This window comes from Aquincola agrisoli (assembly GCF_036621135.1).
GTDB classification, from domain to species: Bacteria; Pseudomonadota; Gammaproteobacteria; order Burkholderiales; family Burkholderiaceae_C; genus Aquincola; species Aquincola agrisoli.
This window is the reverse complement of sequence record NZ_JAZIBG010000038.1, coordinates 13,797-32,907: the sequence shown is the minus strand read 5'-3', so window position 1 is coordinate 32,907 and position 19,111 is coordinate 13,797. Positions and strand designations below refer to the sequence as shown.

Sequence of the window (19,111 nt, the reverse complement as noted above, 5' to 3'; positions counted from 1 at the left end):
GCGCTCAAACAGGCTGCGGCCAGTCAGATCACGAAGCGCGCTGCGCGCGCCGACCTCGGCCCTGCGCTTCTCGCCACCCCAGAAATCGCCCCCAGCGGGCCCCGCCTGCCGTGCAAGCACCGACTTCTCCTTGCTTGGAGAACAAGAGCAACCCCCAGCGGCCGCCCAGCCAAGTACGAGGCGAAGCGGGTACGCCATCAGCGCGAATCAACCAACGTGCCGGCTGCGGGGTGTGGGCAGGGGCTGAGGCCTGCGTGTGAGGCGCCGAGTAGCACAGGGCGCCTGGGGTGCGCGCGCAGCGCGCTTCGTCAACTGACTCGCCGCGGCTGTTCGAGTGCAGTGAACGAAGTGAACGTAGCGAGTTCGGCGGCGCACCCCAGGCGACCGAGCAACGCAGGGAAGTCGGCGCTCCGCGCCGACCGCCTCAGCCGCAGGCCTCAGCCCCTGCCCACACTCCGCAGCTCTGCCCAAACTCACCCACAGCGCCACACCATGGAGCCAACCGCATGACCAGACCGATGCTGAAAATCGACGCCTTGGTCAAGCGCTTCGGCGGCCTTACCGCCACCGACCACGCCACGCTGGCCGTGCAGCCCGGTGAGCTGCACGCGCTGATCGGCCCCAACGGCGCCGGCAAGACGACGCTGATCCACCAGCTCTCCGGTGCCCTGGTACCCGACGAGGGCCGCATCGAGTTCGACGGCACCAACGTCACCGGCGTGCCGATGCACGAGCGCGTGCACCGCGGCCTGGTGCGCTCGTACCAGATCACCAGCATCTTCAAGCGCCTCTCGGTGCTCGACAACCTGGCGCTGGCCGTGCAGGCGCGTGATGGCAGCAGCCTGCGCTTCTGGCGCCCGGCGCGCAGCGAGCGTGCACGCTACGACGCCGCGGCCGACGTGGCCGAGCGCATCGGCCTGGGTGCGCGGCTGCACCACCTGTCCGGCGCGCTGGCGCATGGCGAACAGCGCCAGCTCGAGCTGGGCCTGGCGCTGGCCACGCGCCCGAAGCTGCTGCTGCTCGACGAGCCGATGGCCGGCATGGGCCCCGAGGAATCCGAACGGATGGTGCAGCTGCTGCAATCGCTGCGCGGCGAAACGACGATGCTGCTGGTGGAACACGACATGGACGCGGTGTTTCGCCTGGCCGACCGCATCTCCACGCTGGTGTTCGGCCGCGTGATCGCCACCGGCACGCCGGCCGAGATCCGCGAGCACCCCGACGTGAAGCGCGCCTACCTGGGCGACGAGATGGAGGCCGCGGCATGAGACGTCCTGTGTCAACCTTTCAGCGGGCCGGGCGCCGGCCCGCTCCCAAGCTGGCCCGCATCCCCTCGGGGGATCGGCCGACGTACTCGTCGGACGAGGGGCGGACATGACGGCATTGCTGGAAGTGCAGGGCCTGGAGACGGCCTACGGCAGCAGCCAGGTGCTGTTCGGCATCGACCTGCGCATCGACGCCGGCGACGTGGCCACGCTGCTGGGCCGCAACGGCATGGGCAAGACGACCACGGTGCGCTCGCTGCTCGGGCTGGCCCGCGCACGCGGCGGCACGGTGCGCTTCCGCGGCGAGCGCATCGAACGCCTGAGCGCCGATCGCATCGCCCGCATGGGCCTGGCCGTGGTGCCGGAAGGGCGGCAGATCTTCCCCAACCTCACGGTGGCCGAGAACCTGCGCGCCTTCGGCGCCAACCGCAACGGCACGCGCGACCCCTGGACGATGGACCGCGTCTACGCGCTCTTCCCGCGGCTGGCCGAACGCTCGCGCAACATGGGCAACCAGCTCTCGGGCGGCGAGCAGCAGATGCTGGCGGTGGGCCGGGCGCTGATGACCAACCCCTACCTGCTGATCCTCGACGAAGCGACCGAGGGCCTGGCGCCGCTGATCCGCGAGGAGATCTGGCAGTGCCTGGACACCCTGCGCGGCCAGGGCCAGAGCATCCTGGTGATCGACAAGTACGTGCAGCGCCTGCTGCGCCTGGGCAACCGGCACACCATCATCGAACGCGGGCGCGTGGTGTGGCAGGGCGGGACGGACGCGCTGGCGGCCGACCCGGGCCTGTGGCAACGCTACATCGGGGTCTGACGCATGGCCGGCAAGAGGTTCGAGAGGCCGCTGCGCATCCGCTTCGCTCACTGCGATCCGGCGGGCATCGTGTTCTTTCCGCAGTACCTGGTGATGTTCAACGGGCTGGTCGAAGACTGGATCACCGAGGGCCTGGACATCCCCTACGCCGAACTGCTGGGGCCGCGGCGGCTGGGCCTGCCCATCGTCGACCTGAAGTGCGCGTTCAGCGCCATCAGCCGCATGGGCGACGACGTGCTGCTGGGCCTGCAGGTCGAGCGCGTGGGCCGCAGCTCGCTGGCGCTGGTGCTCGATGTCACCGGGCCTGGCCCCGATGGCGGCCGCGAACTGCGGGTGCGTTCCCACCAGACGCTGGTGTGCACGAGCCTCGACACCCACCGGCCCGTGCCGCTGCCCGACGACCTGCGTGCGGCGCTGGCCGGCCATTCCAACGACACCGACGAATCCACAGGAGACTGATCCCATGCAAGTGTTGCTTCCCCCCGGCTGGCCGCGTCCGCGCGGGTATGCCAACGGCGTGGCCGCCCGCGGCCGCATGGTGTTCGTGGCCGGCATGATCGGCTGGGACGCCGACGGCGTGTTCCACACCGACGACCTGGCAGGCCAGGTGCGCCAGGCGCTGCAGAACATCGTCGAGGTGCTGAAGGAAGGCGGCGCCCGGCCCGAGCACATCGTGCGCATGACCTGGTACGTGACCGACAAGCGCGAGTACGTGGCAGCCTACCCGGAGATCGGCAAGGCCTTCCGCGAGCTGATCGGCAGCTTCAACGCGGCGATGACCGCGGTGCAGGTGGCCGGCTTGGTCGAGGACCGGGCGAAGGTCGAGATCGAGGTGACGGCCGTCATTCCGGACTGAATGGAGCACTTGGTGCCGTGGGTACGCGGCACCACCCGCCGAGCGGGTCGCGCGGCCGCCTGGGGGCGGCCCGGCGCCGGCCGTGGTCGCGTGCGGCTATGCTGCGGCGGTCTTAGGCCGTACCCCACCTCCACCCGTGACCCTGCCCACCGCCGATGCGCCGTTTTTTGTCGTGCTCAACCCGGGCTCGGGGCGTGACGACGCGCACGAGACCAAGGCGCTGATCGAGCGCGTGCTCACCGAGGCCGGGCGCGCCCACGAGGTACTGATGTGCGCGGGCACACCGGTGCCGCAGGTGGCGATGAAGGCCGTGGAGCGCGCCTGCGCCGAGGGCGGCATCGTCGTCGCGGCGGGGGGCGACGGCACGATCAACGCGGTGGTCCAGGCCGTGCTCGGCCGCGGTTGTGCCCTGGGCGTGCTGCCGCAGGGCACCTTCAACTACTTCGGCCGCGTGCACGGCATCCCGCTGGACACCGAGGCCGCCACCCGCGCGCTGCTCGACGCGACGGTGGAACCGGTCCAGGTCGGCCAGGTCAACGACAGGGTGTTCATCGTCAACGCCAGTGTCGGGTTGTATCCGCAATTGCTCGAGGACCGCGAGGCCTACAAGCAGCGCTATGGGCGCCACCGGCTGGTGGCCCTGTGGTCCGCCGTGGTCACGCTCTTCCGCGCGCACCGCCCGCTGCGCATGGTGATGCGCTGCGGCGGGGAGGAGCGCAACGTGCGCACGCTGACGCTCTTCGTCGGCAACAACCCGCTGCAGCTGCGGCAGATCGGCCTGCCGGAAGCGCCGCTGATCGGCGGCGGCCGCCTCGCGGCGGTGATGCTGCGGCCGGTGGGCACGCTGCCGCTGCTGCGCCTGCTGCTGCAGGGGGCGCTGGGCCGGCTGGGCGAGGCCGACGACGTGCTGAGCTTCCCGTTCGAGGAGCTGTCGGCGCGGCCTGCCCTGCCGCGCCGGCGCGCGATGGTCAAGGTCGCGGTGGACGGGGAGATCATCCAGCTGCGTGCGCCGCTGCGCTTCGCGGCCGCCCCCGAGCCGCTGCCGCTGCTCGTGCCGCGCCATCCGCAGCCGGTGGCCTGAGCCGGGCCGCCCGCGCGCCTTCCTCACGATGAGTGGACTGCTGCAGATCTCCGACCCGCACTTCGGCACCGAACAGCCGCCCGTCGTGGAGGCCCTCGTGCGCCTGGCGCGCGAGCAGGCGCCCGACGTGGCGGTGCTGTCGGGCGACATCACGCAGCGGGCGCGGCGCGCCCAGTTCGGCGCGGCGCGCACGTTCGCCGACCGGCTCGCGCCGGTGCCGGTGGTGGCCGTGCCCGGCAACCACGACGTGCCGCTGTTCAACCTGCTGGCGCGCGCCTTCTGGCCGTACGCGAATTTCCGCCACGCGTTCGGCGATGACCTGGAGCCGGTGCGCTCGGACGCGAACTGGCTGGTGGTGGCCGTGAAGAGCACCCGCCGGCGTCGCCACAAGGACGGCGAGGTCTCCGACGAGCAGATCGAGCGTGTCGCCGAGCGGCTGCGGCGCGCCGGCGAGGCGCAGGTGCGCGTGGTGGTGCTGCACCACCCGATCGCCGTGTTCCGCCCGCAGGACGCGCCCAACCTGCTGCGCCGTCGGCAGGCGGCGATCCACCGCTGGGCCGAGGCCGGTGCCGACGTCGTGATGGGCGGGCACATCCACCTGCCCTACGTGCTGCCGCTGCACGAGACCGAGGCGGCGCTGCCGCGGCGGCTCTGGGCCGTGCAGGCGGGCACGGCGGTGTCGTCGCGCGTCCGGCACGAAGCCGGCAACTCGGTCAACCTGCTGCGGCGGGTGGGCGGCAGGGGCGTGCGCGTGGCGGTCGAGCGCTGGGACTACGACGTCCCGAGCCAGTGCTTCCGCCTCGGCACGGTGACCGAGCTCACGCCTTCCCGCTCGCCGCCGGCGACCGCCCCCCTCGACCGATGAACCTGCCGTTCCTCCCCTTCGACGCGGGCCACGACGCGCCCGTCTGGCTGGCCGAGCGGCTCGCCGACCATGCGCTGGCCTGGTACGCCGCCGGTCTGGGCGTCGTCATGCTGGCCGCCGTGGCGGGGTGGCTGCTGCTGCGCCGCGTGGTGCGCCCGCACGCCCCCGGCCTGCCGCTGCCGCCGCTGCAACTGGTGCTGCGCCTGGCGCTGGGCCTGCTGGCGCTGGCCGGCGCGGGCCTGCTGTTCGCCGAGACCGCCGATGAGCTGGCCGACGGCGAAGAAAGCCTGGGCCGTTTCGACGAGGCGCTGGCCGCCCGGCTCGCACAGACGCTGTCGCCCGCGGTCCTGCGGGGTTTCGCCAGCGTCACGCACCTGGGCGACGTGCTGACGCTGACGCTGCTGTGCGTGGCCGTCGCGGCGGTGCTGTTGTGGCGCCGCCGGCGCACGCTGGCCTGGGCATGGGTGCTGGCGTGTGCGGGCGGCGGGGTGCTCAACCGCCTGCTCAAGAGCGCGTTCGAGCGGGTGAGGCCGGTTCACGAGCACGGCTTCGCCGCGGCCGACGGCTACAGCTTCCCCAGCGGCCACACCTCCGGCGCCGTGGTGGTCTACGGCATGCTGGCCTACCTGCTGCTGCGCCACCTGCCCCCGCGCTGGCACCTGCCGGTGGTGGCGGCCACGGCAGCCCTGGTGTTCACGGTGGCCTGCAGCCGCGTGGTGCTGCAGGTGCACTGGGCCAGCGACGTGATCGCCGGCTTTGCCTCGGGCACGGCCTGGCTCCTGATGTGCGTGCTGGTGATCGAGTGGCTTCGCCGTCCGCGGCGTCCGTAGCACACTCGCGGCTGCGACCTGGAGGAGACACGACGATGAAGATCCGCGCTGCCGTGCTCGAACGCATGGGTGCCGAGCCACCCTACGCCCGATCGAAGCCGCTGTCGATCCGTACCGTGGAGCTGGCACCGCCCGGCCCCGGCGAGGTGCTCGTGAAGATCGCGGCGGCGGGGCTGTGCCACTCCGACCTGTCGGTGATCAACGGCGACCGTCCCCGCCCGATGCCGATGGCGCTGGGCCACGAGGCGGCCGGCACCGTCGAGGCATTGGGCGACGGCGTGCACGACCTCGCACCCGGCGACCACGTGGTGGTCGTGTTCGTGCCGAGCTGCGGCCATTGCGCGCCCTGCGCCGAGGGGCGCCCGGCACTGTGCGAGCCCGGTGCCGCCGCCAACGGTGCCGGCACCCTGCTGTCGGGCGCCAGGCGCCTCGCGGATGAAGACGGGCGTCCGCTGAACCACCACCTGGGCTGCTCGGTGTTCGCGGAGTACGCGACGGTGTCGCGCCGTTCGCTCGTGAAGGTCGATCCCGAGGTGCCGCTGGACGAGGCTGCGCTGTTCGGCTGCGCGGTGCTCACCGGCGTGGGTGCGGTGGTCAACACGGCGCGTGTGCAGGTGGGTGCGTCGACGGCGGTCGTCGGGCTGGGCGGCGTGGGCCTGGCCGCGGTGCTCGGTGCGGTGGCCGCGGGGGCCCGCCAGGTCGTTGCGGTCGACCTGTCGCCCGCCAAGCTCGACGAGGCCCGGCGCCTGGGCGCGACACATGCCGTCGACGCGGGCAGCGCCGACGCGGCGGAGCAGGTGCGCGCGCTGAGCGACGGCGGCGTGGAGTTCGCATTCGAGTTCGCCGGCGCGGTGAAGGCACTGGACCTCGCGTACCGGATCACGCGGCGGGGCGGCACCACGGTGACGGCCGGGCTGCCGCCGCCGGGCGTGCCGTTCGGCCTGCCGGCCGTCAGCCTGGTCGCGGAGGAACGCACGCTCAAGGGAAGCTACATCGGCACCTGCGTGCCCTCGCGCGACATCCCCCGCTACATGGCGCTGTACCGCCAGGGCCGCCTGCCGGTGGACCGGCTGTTGAGCGGCCGCCTGCGGCTGGACGACATCAACGAGGGATTCGACCGCCTGCACGAAGGCCGGGCGGTGCGGCAGGTCGTGGTGTTCTGACGGCGCAGGCCGGCGGCGGCGTCAGGCGGACGGCGCGACGACGCGCACGTGCTCGCCGGCCACCTCGACCGTCTGACCCGCGCGGATCTTGCAGGTCTTGCGCCGCTCGACCTGGCCGTCCACTTTGACGAAGCCGTCCGCGACCATCGCCTTGGCGGCGCCGCCGCTGTGCGCCAGGCCAGCCGCCTTCAGCAGGGCGTCGAGGGGGATGAAGTCGCCGCGCAGGGGCAGTTCGGTCATGGCCATCAGGCTGCCGGCTGCAGCCGGGGATCGTCGTCGACGTCGTCCGCGGCGGCGGGGGCCAGCATCGCGATCGTGGCTTCGCGGTCGGCCGTCGCCAGGGCCGCGGCCAGGGGGGAACGGGCCGGTTCAAGGCCGTGGTCCAGCACGTCCTGCCCGAGCCGGCCCAGTTCGGCGCTGATGTCCCAGGCCGAGGCGGCCTTGCCGAACAGGCGGTCCTTGCGCAGCACCAGCTGCTGCAGGAACGACTGGCTGAAGGGCGCCGAAACGCCGCCATCCATGCGGTCGAAGGCGCGCCAGGCGATCGTCCAGCCCGTGTTGTGCATCAGGCCGGCCAGGTAGCCCTCGAACGCCGCGATGCCGCGTTGCGCGGCCAGGGCGGCGCAGGCGGCGGCCTTGTGCTCGCCGTGCGCCCACAGCCGTGGCGCCGCCCGGCCCGACAGCGGGCCGCCGCGGCCCTCGTACAAGGGCTTGAGCACCACGCGGGCGATGGCGCGCTGGACGCCGTCGCTGCCCAGCGTGCCGATGGCCTGCGCCAAGTCGGTCACGCCGTGCTGCGATCGCTGGCGGTAGTGGGCGGTGTTGGCCAGGCGCAGGACTTCGGCCGTCAGCACGATGTCTTTCGACACCCGCTCGCTGACCGCGGCCAGGGGCAGGTCGTCCTGCCGCAGCAGGTTCAGCAGCTGTGGCACCACCGCGGGCGTGCGCGGCAGCAGTTCCGCAGGCGTCTTGTCGGTTGCCAGCAATTCGTCCAGCAGGCGCAGCGCGCGCAGCTCGCGCGGACCCATCGGGGTGGAACGGGATGGGGCGCTGTCCTGCTGCCACTCGACGAAGGGCGTGCCGAGGTCGGCCGGCAACGATGGGGTGGGGAAGCGGGAGACGCTGGGCGTGCCCGGACCGCCCGTCGCCGCCGCGGGCGTGTTGGTGCTTGCTACCTCGCCCTGCCCCTTGGCAGGGCGGGTGCCGCGGCGCCTTGGTAGACCGGACAGCAAGACGGCCAGCCAGTTCCTCATGCCTATACTCCCTCGCGCTTGTGGGGCTGGATTGTCGGTCAGGCAACCCCGGGTGGTGTGTCTTCACCCCCCCTAGGCCGGCGTTGCACTGCTCAACAAGCTGGTATTCGGCCGGGAAGCGGGGCTGTCTGGTTGTCGGCAAGCGGCGCCGAAAGTGAATGGGCGGCCTGCCGCGCCGCGGCAAAGGGCCTCGGCGACGATTGTTCATCGCGCGGATTACAGTCATAAGTCCACCGCGGCCGGCGTCACGCCCGACGTTCCTGCGCCGAACGAGTGCCCCGCTGCCACTTTGCGATCCGCAGGTGCAGCGCAGGGGAGCGGCCGCCACCCGCTGCCGCCCCACGGAAAAAGCTGTCCATCACACGGAGCGCTTCGCTTGTTTCAACTGTTCGAGAGGCTCGTCCAACCCTACCCGGAGACGGAGCCGTCGCCGCCGCCTCAGCGGTTCATGTCGTTCCTCTGGGCCTGCACCCGGGGCCTGCGGCCGTACTTGCTGGCGATGACCCTGTGCAGCGCGGCGATCGGCGCCTTCGAGGCGGCGCTGTTCGCGGTGCTGGGCAACGTGGTCGACTGGCTGGCCGCCACCAGCCCCGAGCGGCTCTGGGCGGAGCAGCGCGGCCACCTGATCCTGCTGGCCGTGGTGCTCGCGGCCAGCACCCTGCTGGTCGCGCTGCAATCGGCGCTCAAGCACCAGGCGATGGCCGGCAACTTCCCGATGTTGCTGCGCTGGAACTTCCACCGCCTGCTGCTCGGCCAGAGCATGTACTTCTACCAGGACGAGTTCGCCGGCCGGATCGCCACCAAGGTGATGCAGACCGCGCTGGCAGTGCGCGACACCTGGATGATCCTGGCCGAGCTGATGGTGTTCGTGGTGATCTACTTCGTCACCATCATGGCCACGCTGGGCAGCTTCAGCGTGTGGCTGTTGCTGCCTTTCGGTGGCTGGGTGCTGCTGTATGCCGGCGCGCTGGCGTACTTCGTGCCGCGGCTCGGGCGCGTGTCGCAGGCGCAGGCCGACGCGCGCTCGCTGATGACCGGGCGCATCACCGACGCCTACACCAACATCGCCACGGTCAAGCTCTTCTCGCATACGCACCGTGAAGCGGGCTATGCGCGCTCGGCGATGAAGGAGTTCATGGTGACGGTGCACGGGCAGATGCGGCTCGTCACCGCCTTCGAGATCGTCAACCATGCGTTGAGCATGCTGCTGATCGCGTCCACCGCCGGCGTCGCGCTGTGGCTGTGGATGCAGGGCCAGGCCACCGCGGGCGCGCTGGCCGCGGCCACCGCGATGGCGCTGCGGCTCAACGGCATCTCGCACTGGGTGATGTGGGAGATGGCGGCGCTGTTCGAACACATCGGCACCGTGCGCGACGGCATCGGCACCTTGAGCAAGGCGCGCACGGTCGTCGACCGGGCCGACGCCCGTCCGCTCCAGGTCCCGCGCGGCGAAGTGCGCTTCGAGCACGTGCGCTTCGGGTACGGCTCTGGCAAGCCGGTGATCGACGACCTCTCGCTGCACATCCGGCCCGGGGAGAAGGTGGGGCTGGTGGGCCGCTCCGGCGCGGGCAAGAGCACTGTCGTCAACCTGCTGCTGCGGCTGTACGACGTGGAAAGCGGGCGGATCCTGGTCGACGGGCAGGACATCGCCCACGCCACGCAGGAAAGCCTGCGCGCGCAGATCGGCATGGTGACGCAGGACACCTCGCTGCTGCACCGCTCGGTGCGCGACAACATCCTCTACGGCCGGCCCGATGCGGACGATGCGCAGATGCACTCCGCGGCACGCCGTGCCGAGGCGGCCGACTTCATCGCCGGCCTCACCGACCCGAAGGGCCGAACGGGCTACGACGCCCATGTTGGCGAGCGCGGCGTGAAGCTCTCGGGCGGCCAACGCCAGCGCATCGCCATCGCGCGGGTGATGCTCAAGGATGCGCCCATCCTGCTGCTCGACGAAGCGACGAGCGCCCTCGACTCCGAGGTCGAGACCGCGATCCAGGCCAGCCTCTACCGGCTCATGGAAGGCAAGACGGTGGTGGCCATCGCCCACCGGCTGTCGACCATCGCGGCGATGGACCGGCTGATCGTGCTCGACAAGGGCCGCATCGTCGAGGAGGGCGACCACCGGTCGCTGCTGGCACGCGGCGGCCTCTACGCGCGGCTGTGGGCGCACCAGAGCGGCGGCTTCCTGGGCGAGGAGGCCGAGGACGATGCGGACGACCTGGCCTCCGCGCCGGCGGCCTGACGGCATGCGCCGCGCCGGCCGCCCCGCGCCGCGCGCGTTGCGCGTCGGAGCCCGCTGACACGGCAGCGGGCCCTGCGCCGCTAGCCTTGCCTACCGGGGCTGCCTACGCTCGGATTCACCGATCCGGTAGGAGACAGCGATGGGCAACAGCAGCATCCTCGGGGGCACCGTCGCTCCCAAGCAGGCCGAAGGGCGCGACACCGACGCCCTCGGACCCAGCGATTCATCCGACAGCGGCAGCGACGTGCAGGGCGAACGCCTGGCCGCCACGCCGCTGGACAATGGCGACCTCGTGCATGCAACGCCCGCGGTGCATGGCAGCGACACCGATGCCGGCGGTACCGGTGAGCGGGGGTCCGCGGTGCCGGGCGAGGATGCAGCCGGTGCCGACATCGGCCCCGATCACGTCGAGACGCTGGCGCCGGACGACGCGATGGACGATGCCGTGTCGATCGATGCGGACGACATCGAGGACTTCGCGGCGGACGAAGAGGTCGATCCGGACGATCCGGATGCCGATCTCGACGGCGGGCCGTCGGACGAGAACCAGCCGCCGTGAGGCGGCTGCCGGCCGAGGCTACTTGGCCCAGGCCTCTTTCAGGCCCGTGATCTTGTTGAACACCGGCGCATCGTCCCGATGGTCCACGCGGTCGGCGACGAAGTAGCCGTGCCGCTCGAACTGGAACCTGGCGTCGGGTGACGCGCCCCGCAGCGAGGGCTCGAGGTAGGCCGTCACCACGCGCTTGCTGTTCGGGTTCAGCTCGTCGGCCAGCGTGCCTTCGCCGGGCTGCGGCACCGCGAAGAGGCGGTCGTACAGGCGCACCTCGGCCTGCAGCGCATCGTGGGTCCCGACCCAGCTGATCACGCCCTTCGTCTTCACGCTGTCGGCCCCCGGCGTGCCGCTCTTGGTATCGGGGATCAGCTCCGCCTGCACCTCGGTCACGTTGCCGTCGGCATCGGCCGTGTGGCCGGTGCAGCGCACCACGTAGCCGTATTTCAGCCGCACCACGGCGCCCGGCGTCAGGCGGTGGTAGCCCTTCGGGGGCGTCGCCATGAAGTCCTCGCGCTCGATCCACACCGAGGGGCCGAGCGTGAAGGTGCGGCGGCCCCGCTCGGGTTGCGCGGGGTGCACCGGCGCGTCGCAGGCCACGGTCTGGCCGCTGCCGATCACCTCGTCCCAGTTCGTCAGCACGAGCTTGACGGGGTCGAGCACCGCCATCGCGCGGGCGGCCTTCGGGTCGAGGTCGTCGCGCAGCGCGATGTCGAGGTTGCTGTAGTCGATCCAGCCGCCGGCCTTGCTGACGCCGCTGCGTTCGCAGAAGAGCTTGAGCGCCTCGGGCGTGTATCCGCGGCGGCGCAGGCCCACGAGCGTGGGCATGCGCGGGTCGTCCCAGCCGGTGACATGGCCGTCTTCCACCAGCTGGCGCAGCTTGCGCTTGCTGGTGACGACGTAGGTGAGGTTCAGGCGTGCGAACTCGTACTGCTTGGGCAGCGGCTGCGCCAGCAGGCCGAGGCCGGCCAGGCGTTCGAGCAGCCAATCGTAGAACGGCCGCTGGTCTTCGAATTCCAGCGTGCAGATCGAGTGGGTGATGTTCTCCAGCGCGTCCTCGATCGGATGCGCGTAGGTGTACATCGGGTAGATGCACCAGGTGCTGCCGGTGTTGTGGTGCTCGGCGTGCTTGATGCGGTAGAGCGCCGGGTCGCGCAGGTTGATGTTGGGCGACGCCATGTCGATCTTCGCGCGCAACACCATCGCGCCGTCGGGGTGCTTGCCGTCGCGCATCTCGCGGAAGCGGGCAAGGTTCTCCTCGGCGCTGCGGTGGCGGAAGGGGCTGTCGGTGCCGGGCTTGCTGAAGTCGCCGCGGTTGGCGCGCATCTGCTCGGGCGTCTGCTCGTCGACGTAGGCCAGCCCCGCGCCGATCAGCGCCTCGGCCGCGCGGTACATGAACTCGAAGTAGTTGCTGGCGTAGTAGCGGTGTTCGACGCCGCCCGCATCCCAGCGCCAGCCGAGCCAGTGCACGGCCTCGGCGATGCCGTCGACGTACTCCTGTTCTTCCTTCTCGGGGTTGGTGTCGTCGAAGCGCAGGTGGCAGACGCCGCCGTACTCCTGCGCCAGGCTGAAGTTCAGCCAGATGCTCTTGGCGTGGCCGATGTGCAGGTAGCCGTTCGGCTCGGGCGGGAAACGGGTGCGGATCTTCGCCGGGTCGGGCTGGCCGGCGGCCTGGTGCGCGGCGTCGCCGGGGGTGCCGGCGAAGCGGCGCGAGGCATAGGTGCCGGCTTCCAGGTCGCGTTCGATGACGCTGCGCAGGAAGTTGCTGGCACTGGGTTTGGAGGTGTTGTCATCGTGGGGGGCGGCCATGGATGATTCTATTCACGGCCCTGGGAAGCCCCCGCCCGGCCGCGGCCGCACCACGATTGCTTACCGACCGCTACAGCTGGAAGTGCACGGGCGTGCGGTCTCGAGCGTTCAATGCGCGGTATCCAAACTTTCGGGAGTCCGCATGATCCGACGAGCCCATCTCGCAGCGCTGCTGGCCCTGGCCGGCGGCCTGTTCGCCAGCGTGGCCCATGCCGGCAAGGTGTATTGGTCGGTCGGCATCCAGGCCCCGATGGTCGGCACGGTGATCTCCAATGCGCCGGCCTATCCGGCGCCTGTCTACGCGCCCGTTTACGGCCCGGCGTACGGTGCGGTGTACGCGCCGGCCCCGGTGATCTACGTGCCACCGCCGGTGGTGCGCTACCGCCCGCCGCCGCAGTACGTGGTGCCCTACCCGGCGCACCGGCACTGGCATGGCCGCGGCCATGGCGACGGCCGGGATCGCTGGCACCACCACCATCACCGGCGGGACCGTCGCTGATGCATTTTTGACACAGTCCCTGCCTTCCCCCGCAGTGGGGAAGACCTGACACTTCGTCTTGCCTACAGTGATAATGATCACAGCAGGGAGGCGCAGTCATGGCGTTTTTGCAACAAGCGGCACCACCAGAACGGTCAGCGTGCCGGGATTTGCAGGACGATCGTGCGCCTCGCCGGCGGCGGGCCTTGCAGGTGGCCATGCTGGCTTCCGCGCTCGGCTGGCTGATGTTCGCGGCCGTGCAGTCCGCCTCGTCGTCGAAACAACGCACCGCTTCGCCCCAGGTCGTGTCGAAGTCGGCCGCCCAGCCGGTGGTGCTGGCGGCGCAGCAGAGCGGCCGAGGCGGCCGCTGAAGGGGTTACGGCGCTACAGCCCGAGCAGGTCGCGCCAACCCATCCGTGCCAGCGCGAGCACGCCGAGCGCCGCCAGCAGCACGAGCGGGATGCCCAGTGCCCAGGCGCTCTTGGCGCGCCAGCTCCTGCGCGAGTGCAACACGTCGCCGGCCAGCAGGATGGCGAGGTGCAGGGCGCCTACCACGCCCATGCCGGTGATTGCGGCGGTGCGGACCGGCTCCGAACCGAAGGCCAGCCCGGCCGCCAGCATCACCAGCAGGAAGGCATAGAGCACCTTCATCACGTGCGACCACCAGCGCGCACGCAGGCTGCCCGGCAGCGACACCGCGAGCAGCCCCTGGCCGGCCAGGCCGAGGCGGGCCACCCAGCGCAGCGCGGGCATGTCCTGGCCGCGCTGCGACACCAGCGTTTGCAGCAGCCGTCCGGTGATCGTCACGGCGCGTGCCGCGCTGTCGAGCATCGGCCCTGGATCCGGCGGCTGGCGGCCCTCGCGGCTGGCCTTGACCCAGGCCAGCAGCGCGTCGTCGTCGAGCAGCGAGGAGACCACCTGATCGAAGCGGCGGCGCGATTCCGGGGAGTCGTGCGTCAGGCGGGCGACGAGCTGCTTGCGCAGCGCTTCGCGCCGCGCGTCCGGGTCGTCGCCGGCCACGCCCTTCGAACGGGCCTGCACCTCGGCGACAGCGCCGCACAGCAGGCCGGTGATCTGTTCATAGCCTGCGGGCCGCAGCGCGTCGCGCACGATGCAGCGGTGGGCCTGGCGCGTGAGCGTGTCCCGCACGAGGCGGGTCGCGGCGTCCGGTCCGGGCAGCAGCGCCGCGACCAGGCGTTCCGCGCCGTCGAGGCGGCCCCACATGATGTCGTTGCTGCGCCAGTGCCGCTGCAGGAAGGCGCCGAAGTTGGCCAGTGCCGTGCCGTCGAGCTTGCGCAGGCCGTCGGCCCGCTCGTCGACCAGCGCGGGCGCGTCCTCGGGGCTGATGCGCACCACCTCCACCGTCGCGGGCTCGCCGGATTCGGTGTCGTAGTAGAGCGGGTAGCTCATCTGGTCGTAGGTGTCGAAGCGCAGGTAGTACTCGCCGAGGAAGCGCCGCAGCTGCCGCGCCGCGGGGGTGTCCAGTTCCGGTTCGCCGGCGTCGCCGACCTGCACGTAGAGCTGCTTGCCGCCGGTGCCGTTGTCGGTGACCGCCAGGCGGGGGCCGCCGAGCCGGGCCCACACCAGCGCGCCGCCGATGGGGGGGCCTGATCCTTCGCCCTTGACCAGCCGCCGCACCGCGGCACCCAGCAGGTCGATGTCCTCCTCCAGCGCCTGCTGCAGCGAGGTCAGCGCGGTGCCGCGGGCCAGCGCCAGCAGGGCGCGTGCGCGCAGGAAGATGCCTTCCTGCAGCGTCCGGGTGGCCGAGGGCAGCTTCAACAGCTCGGGCGGAAAGGCCACGTGCACCGTCTCGCCGCTCGCCGTGCTGAGCGTGGGTGCTTCGCCGTCGGCCCCCTGCGGCCGGCTCAGCAGCAGCAGGTCCAGCACGTCCTGCAGCTCCCGCCGCAGCACGGCCCGGCGCTGCGCGCGGGCGCCGCGGTCGGCCGCGCCGTTCAGCGGATCGCGGTGGCGCAGCGTGCCGTGGGCCAGCGACAGGTCGATCTTCAGCCGGTGCAGTGCCGCCAGCATGTCGTGACGCTCGGGATCGGCCGCGTCGTCCTGGAGGTCGATGCCCGCCCGCTTGAGGCGGCCGACCAGCGCCGCGTCGGCTTCGCTCGGGTCGGCGAGCGGCCCGCGCAGGCGCCGCCCGATCAGCCGCGTGAGCTGGTCCACCTTGCGCAGCAGGAAGGCGGTGCGCCGGACGCGGTAGGCGAGGTCGAAGTCGTCCAGGAAGGCGTTGAGCGTGCCGATCCAGCGGCCGCTCGTGTTCGGCTTGTCGCTGTAGCGCTCCTCGCGCCAGGCCCGCACCAGCGCGCGCAGGGCGTACACATGGTCGGAGTTGCGCTCGATCTTCCATTCGCGCGCCAGGCGGTCGGTGATCTCGTCGGTGACGGTGTACTGGCGCAGCCGGTTGTAGGGCAGGAAGGCATCGCCGTAGTACAGGCGCATGCGCTCCATCGTCAGCTCGCGCCAGGGCGGGATGCCGTCGTCGTCGTAGGGCGCCACCTCGCTCACCACGCGGGCCATCGGATCGTCCACGGCGTTGTCGAGGTCGAGCTCGCCCAGCCGGACGATGCGGTCGATGCGCTCGATGCGGCGGTTGCGGCGCAGCACCGTCTCGAGGTCCTCGCGGATGGTCTCGTAGCTCGGGATGCTGGTCAGCGCGGCCAGTGCATTGCTCAGCGCATCGGGCGGGGCGTCCGGGTCGGCGATGGCGCTTTCCGGGTGCGCGGGCGCCGGCTCGATGTAGACCAGCTTGCGTTCCAGCGGCACCGCCGCGCTGCGCTGCGACAGCGTGCTGACCACGTGCGTGAACGGCTTGTTGTCGAGGTAGCCGCCGTCGCCGAAGGCGCGCGTCAGGTGGCCGCCGGCCTGCACCTCGGCCACCGGCACGCCGGTGAAGAAGCGGTCCCACTGGCGCAGCGCGTCGGCGCCGAGGCCAGGCTCCACGCGCTGCAGGGCCTCCAGGGTCATCGGCTCGAACGCGAACGGGAATGACGAGGTGCAGCGGGCCGCGAACGACAGGAACGCGTTGTTGCCCGGATGGAGGTCGTTGCCGGCGACCTGCTGCCCGTCGTCGCAGTAGCGGAAGCGGAACACCTGGCGGTGCCGCTTCTCGTGCACCACCTTGTCGAACAGCCGCAGCGTCACCAGCGAGCCGCGGATGTCGGTGGTGGTGACGTACAGGTCCAGCTCGTCGACGTAAGGGGAGGGCGCCGTGCCGTGGGGGCCGGCGCCGGACATCGTGTCCATCGCCTTGCGCAGCTTGCGGTACATGCGGTCGCTGTTGAGCAGAGACGCGGGCTCGCCGGTGCGGTCGGCCAGGCCTTGCATGTCGGGATCGTCGCGGTAGCTGCGGCGGTCGTTCAGCAGGCGGCCGATGTCGCCCTCGCGCACCCACAGGTCGCGCAGCGGCGCGAAGGGCTCGTCGTTCACCAGCGCCTTGCCGAGGAAGAGGCCGTTGATGCCGCCCGCCGACGTGCCGGCGATCACGTCGATCACGAAACGCGTGGGCAGGTCGCCCGGCACCTGTGCCGCCAGCGGATCGGGCTGCGTGCCAGGATGGGCCAGCCAGTCGGCGTAGCGCTGCAGCAGCGGCGGATCGTTGACCAGCCACGACAGCCGGCGGTACACCTCGCGCGTGGTGGCGGGCGCCGTGCCGGCGTCGGCCGGCTGCCCGGCCGTGGCCTGCCGGCGGTCGCGCGGCGTGGCGCAGGCCATTTCGTACATCTCGTTCGTGACGCCGTTGATGTAGATCGCCAGCGACACGCCGCCGTACATCACGACCCCGAAACGGATCTCGGCCCGGTAGTCTGCGCCGCCAGGCAATCCCGTCGGGGCCATGTGCATCTCCTGAGTGCAGTGCTGCGAGGCCGGGATGATCGCAGCGGCCCGCGCCGGGGCAATCCCTACGCTGACGCTACATGCCCTTGAAGAGATGCGCGTAGAGGCGGCTGGCCGCCAGCGTCTCGGGCCGGCCGCGCAGCGTGAGCATGACCTTGCCCGACGGCTCGCGCTGCGCGGTGGCGATGCAGCGCGCCTGCACCACGAGGCCGCGGTGCACCTGCCAGAAGCGCTGCGGGTCGAGCTGCGGCAGCAGCTCGCGCAGCGACAGCCGGATCAGGTGCTCTTTGTCGGCGGTGACGACCCGCAGGTACTTGTCGGCGGCCTCGAAGTACAGCACCTCCTCGACCGGCACCATGTGCAGCATGGCGCCGACCCCGGCCTGGATCACCTCCAGGCGCGGCAGCGGGCTGGCGGCAGAGGGTGTCGACTGCGCGAGCAGGCCGCGCAGCTGGGCGAGCGCGGCTTCCAGGCCCGCATCGCCCGGGGCCTGCGCCGTCGCGGCCCCGGCCGCGGCATGGCTGCCGAGCCGGCGCTGCAGCCGCTCGACGCACTGCGCCAGCCGCGGCGAGTCGACCGGCTTCAGCAGGTAGTCGACCGCCTCGCGTTCGAAGGCCTGCAGCGCGTACCGGTCGTAGGCGGTGACGAAGACCAGCAGCGGGAAGGGCACGCCGTCGGGCCAGTCCTCGGCCAGCGCCTGCGCGGCCTGCAGGCCGTCAAGGCCGGGCATGCGGATGTCGAGGAAGCACACCCGCGGCCGCAGCGCCAGCGCCTGGCTCACGGCCGAGAGGCCGTCGCCCACCTGCGCGACGACCTGCAACGCAGGCCACGCCTTCTGCAGGTCGGCCCGCAGCGCGGCGGCGATCAGCGGTTCGTCTTCGGCGATCAGGGCGGTGGCCAGGGGCTGCGTGCTCATCGTGCGTCTCCCGAAGTGCCTGCCGGCGCCGTTACGCCGAGCGGCAGCACCAGCGTGGCCAGCGTGCCGCCCTCTTCATCCGCGGCAGGGGTCAGCGTGAACGAGGCCGCGTCGCCATACAGCGTGGCCAGCCGCTCGCGCACCTGCTGCGTGCCGAAGCCGCGGCCCGGCTCGGCGGGGCTGGGCGCCGGGGGCGGGCCGAGCCCGGTGTCGCGCACCGTCAGCACCAGCCGGCCGGCGTGCTGGCGGGCCTGCACCACGATGCGCCCGCCTTCGACCTTCGGCTCCAGCCCATGCTGGATCGCGTTCTCGACCAGCGGTTGCAGCAGCAGCGGCGGCACCGGCTGCGCGGCCAGCTCGGCCGGCAGCTCGAGCTGCACCGCGAGCCGCGCGCCCATGCGCACCGCCATCAGCGCCAGGTAGTCGGCGGTGCGGTCGAACTCCACCTGCAGCGGATGCAGCGTGGCGCGCGAGGCGCCGAGCGTGGAGCGCAGGAAGCCGATCAGCCGGTCGAGCATCTCCTGCGCGCGCGCCGGGTCGAGCCCGATCAGCACCCGCAGGTTCGCCAGGGTGTTGAACAGCATGTGCGGTTCGAGCTGCGACTGCAGCAGCCGCAGCTGCGTTTCGGCGGCGAGCCGACGGGCCGCCTCGGCCTCGGCGCGGTGCTTCTGCAGGGTTTCCCGGGCGTACCACAACGCCGTGGCGGCGAGGCCGGCCGCGGCCGTGACGAAGACGGTGCCGCGTTTGCCGCCGATGGGCGACAGCTCGATGCCCAGCAGCCCGTGCGCCAGCAGGCCCCCGACCGTGTAGCCGCCCAGCACGCCCAGCACGATGACGGGCGCCATCCAGCGCCAGCCGGGCCAGGGCAGGCCGCGGCCGGTGCGGCGCCTCAGCCAACGCCCGACGAGCAGCCGCCCGCCGTCGATGCCCAGCCACACCGCGTTGCCGATCAACAGCGAGACGGCGACGTTGCGCCAGAGCCCCGGGGAGCCCATCAGCCAGAAGCCCACGCCGATGACGGCGCTGAACAGCTGGTTGGCCACACCCACCTGGAGCAGGCGGCGCGGCGTGTACAGGTCGTTCAGCACGGCGGGAAGGCGCTGCATCGGCGCATTGTGCGGCGCCCGGGCGCCGCGG

The 19,111-nt window shown here is 71.8% G+C and carries 18 protein-coding genes; 12 read left to right on the top strand and 6 right to left on the bottom strand.

Annotated elements, in window-relative coordinates; all coding sequences use genetic code 11:
* The first annotated feature begins 506 nt into the window (after positions 1–506).
* The 8 genes from V4F39_RS20100 (at position 507) to V4F39_RS20065 (ending at position 6,880) form a co-directional block, all read left to right on the top strand.
* Positions 507–1,268, top strand: coding sequence for an ABC transporter ATP-binding protein (locus V4F39_RS20100; RefSeq protein WP_332291674.1), 762 nt, complete (start codon positions 507–509; stop codon positions 1,266–1,268).
* A gap of 106 nt (positions 1,269–1,374) precedes the next feature.
* Positions 1,375–2,085: an ABC transporter ATP-binding protein gene (locus V4F39_RS20095; protein ID WP_332291673.1), complete on the top strand. Its 711-nt coding sequence runs from the start codon at positions 1,375–1,377 to the stop codon at positions 2,083–2,085.
* 3 nt (positions 2,086–2,088) lie between these two features.
* Positions 2,089–2,544: an acyl-CoA thioesterase gene (locus V4F39_RS20090; protein ID WP_332291672.1), complete on the top strand. Its 456-nt coding sequence runs from the start codon at positions 2,089–2,091 to the stop codon at positions 2,542–2,544.
* A gap of 4 nt (positions 2,545–2,548) precedes the next feature.
* Positions 2,549–2,941: a RidA family protein gene (locus V4F39_RS20085; RefSeq protein WP_332291671.1), complete on the top strand. Its 393-nt coding sequence runs from the start codon at positions 2,549–2,551 to the stop codon at positions 2,939–2,941.
* Between the two features lie 136 nt (positions 2,942–3,077).
* On the top strand, positions 3,078–4,022 hold the full coding sequence (locus tag V4F39_RS20080) for a diacylglycerol/lipid kinase family protein (protein ID WP_332291670.1): 945 nt from the start codon (positions 3,078–3,080) through the stop codon (positions 4,020–4,022).
* A gap of 28 nt (positions 4,023–4,050) precedes the next feature.
* On the top strand, positions 4,051–4,887 hold the full coding sequence (locus V4F39_RS20075) for a metallophosphoesterase family protein (protein ID WP_332291669.1): 837 nt from the start codon (positions 4,051–4,053) through the stop codon (positions 4,885–4,887).
* Positions 4,884–5,717, top strand: a complete 834-nt coding sequence (locus V4F39_RS20070; RefSeq protein WP_332291668.1) for a phosphatase PAP2 family protein — start codon at positions 4,884–4,886, stop codon at positions 5,715–5,717. Before V4F39_RS20075 ends, V4F39_RS20070 begins: the two co-directional genes overlap by 4 nt.
* Before the next feature lie 35 nt (positions 5,718–5,752).
* On the top strand, positions 5,753–6,880 hold the full coding sequence (locus V4F39_RS20065; protein WP_332291667.1) for a zinc-dependent alcohol dehydrogenase family protein: 1,128 nt from the start codon (positions 5,753–5,755) through the stop codon (positions 6,878–6,880).
* Between the two features lie 21 nt (positions 6,881–6,901).
* Here the strand turns inward: V4F39_RS20065 and V4F39_RS20060 are convergent, their stop codons facing one another.
* Together V4F39_RS20060 and V4F39_RS20055 are read right to left on the bottom strand one after the other, a co-directional pair.
* Positions 6,902–7,126, bottom strand: coding sequence for an RNA-binding S4 domain-containing protein (locus V4F39_RS20060; RefSeq protein WP_332291666.1), 225 nt, complete (start codon positions 7,124–7,126; stop codon positions 6,902–6,904).
* Complete coding sequence (locus tag V4F39_RS20055; protein WP_332291665.1) at positions 7,126–8,133, bottom strand: HDOD domain-containing protein; 1,008 nt, start codon at positions 8,131–8,133, stop codon at positions 7,126–7,128. Before V4F39_RS20055 ends, V4F39_RS20060 begins: the two co-directional genes overlap by 1 nt.
* Before the next feature lie 376 nt (positions 8,134–8,509).
* Between V4F39_RS20055 and V4F39_RS20050 the strand changes: the two genes are divergently transcribed.
* Both V4F39_RS20050 and V4F39_RS20045 read left to right on the top strand, forming a co-directional pair.
* Entirely contained in the window at positions 8,510–10,378 is a 1,869-nt protein-coding gene (locus tag V4F39_RS20050; RefSeq protein WP_332291664.1) for an ABC transporter ATP-binding protein, read from the top strand.
* Positions 10,379–10,517: 139 nt separating this feature from the next.
* Positions 10,518–10,937 carry a hypothetical protein gene (locus V4F39_RS20045; RefSeq protein ID WP_332291663.1) on the top strand — a complete coding sequence of 140 codons (420 nt, stop codon included), beginning with the start codon at positions 10,518–10,520 and terminating at the stop codon, positions 10,935–10,937.
* An 18-nt stretch (positions 10,938–10,955) separates the two neighbouring features.
* Here the strand turns inward: V4F39_RS20045 and V4F39_RS20040 are convergent, their stop codons facing one another.
* Positions 10,956–12,737 (bottom strand): glutamine--tRNA ligase/YqeY domain fusion protein, encoded by a 1,782-nt coding sequence (locus V4F39_RS20040; protein WP_332291662.1) that lies wholly within the window; start codon positions 12,735–12,737, stop codon positions 10,956–10,958.
* A gap of 142 nt (positions 12,738–12,879) precedes the next feature.
* On the opposite strand from V4F39_RS20040, the gene V4F39_RS20035 reads away from it, so the two are divergent.
* Together V4F39_RS20035 and V4F39_RS20030 are read left to right on the top strand one after the other, a co-directional pair.
* Positions 12,880–13,236, top strand: a complete 357-nt coding sequence (locus tag V4F39_RS20035; protein ID WP_332291661.1) for a hypothetical protein — start codon at positions 12,880–12,882, stop codon at positions 13,234–13,236.
* A gap of 197 nt (positions 13,237–13,433) precedes the next feature.
* On the top strand, positions 13,434–13,586 hold the full coding sequence (locus V4F39_RS20030) for a hypothetical protein (RefSeq protein WP_332291660.1): 153 nt from the start codon (positions 13,434–13,436) through the stop codon (positions 13,584–13,586).
* Between the two features lie 13 nt (positions 13,587–13,599).
* On the opposite strand, the gene V4F39_RS20025 is transcribed toward V4F39_RS20030, so the two are convergent.
* From V4F39_RS20025 to V4F39_RS20015, 3 genes are all read right to left on the bottom strand, one after another.
* Complete coding sequence (locus V4F39_RS20025) at positions 13,600–17,058, bottom strand: patatin-like protein (protein ID WP_332291659.1); 3,459 nt, start codon at positions 17,056–17,058, stop codon at positions 13,600–13,602.
* Positions 17,059–17,134: 76 nt separating this feature from the next.
* Complete coding sequence (locus V4F39_RS20020) at positions 17,135–17,974, bottom strand: LytR/AlgR family response regulator transcription factor (RefSeq protein ID WP_332291658.1); 840 nt, start codon at positions 17,972–17,974, stop codon at positions 17,135–17,137.
* The gene (locus V4F39_RS20015) at positions 17,971–19,080 is read right to left on the bottom strand and encodes a sensor histidine kinase (RefSeq protein WP_332291657.1); all 1,110 of its coding nucleotides are present in this window, start codon (positions 19,078–19,080) and stop codon (positions 17,971–17,973) included. Before V4F39_RS20015 ends, V4F39_RS20020 begins: the two co-directional genes overlap by 4 nt.
* Positions 19,081–19,111: the final 31 nt, after the last annotated feature.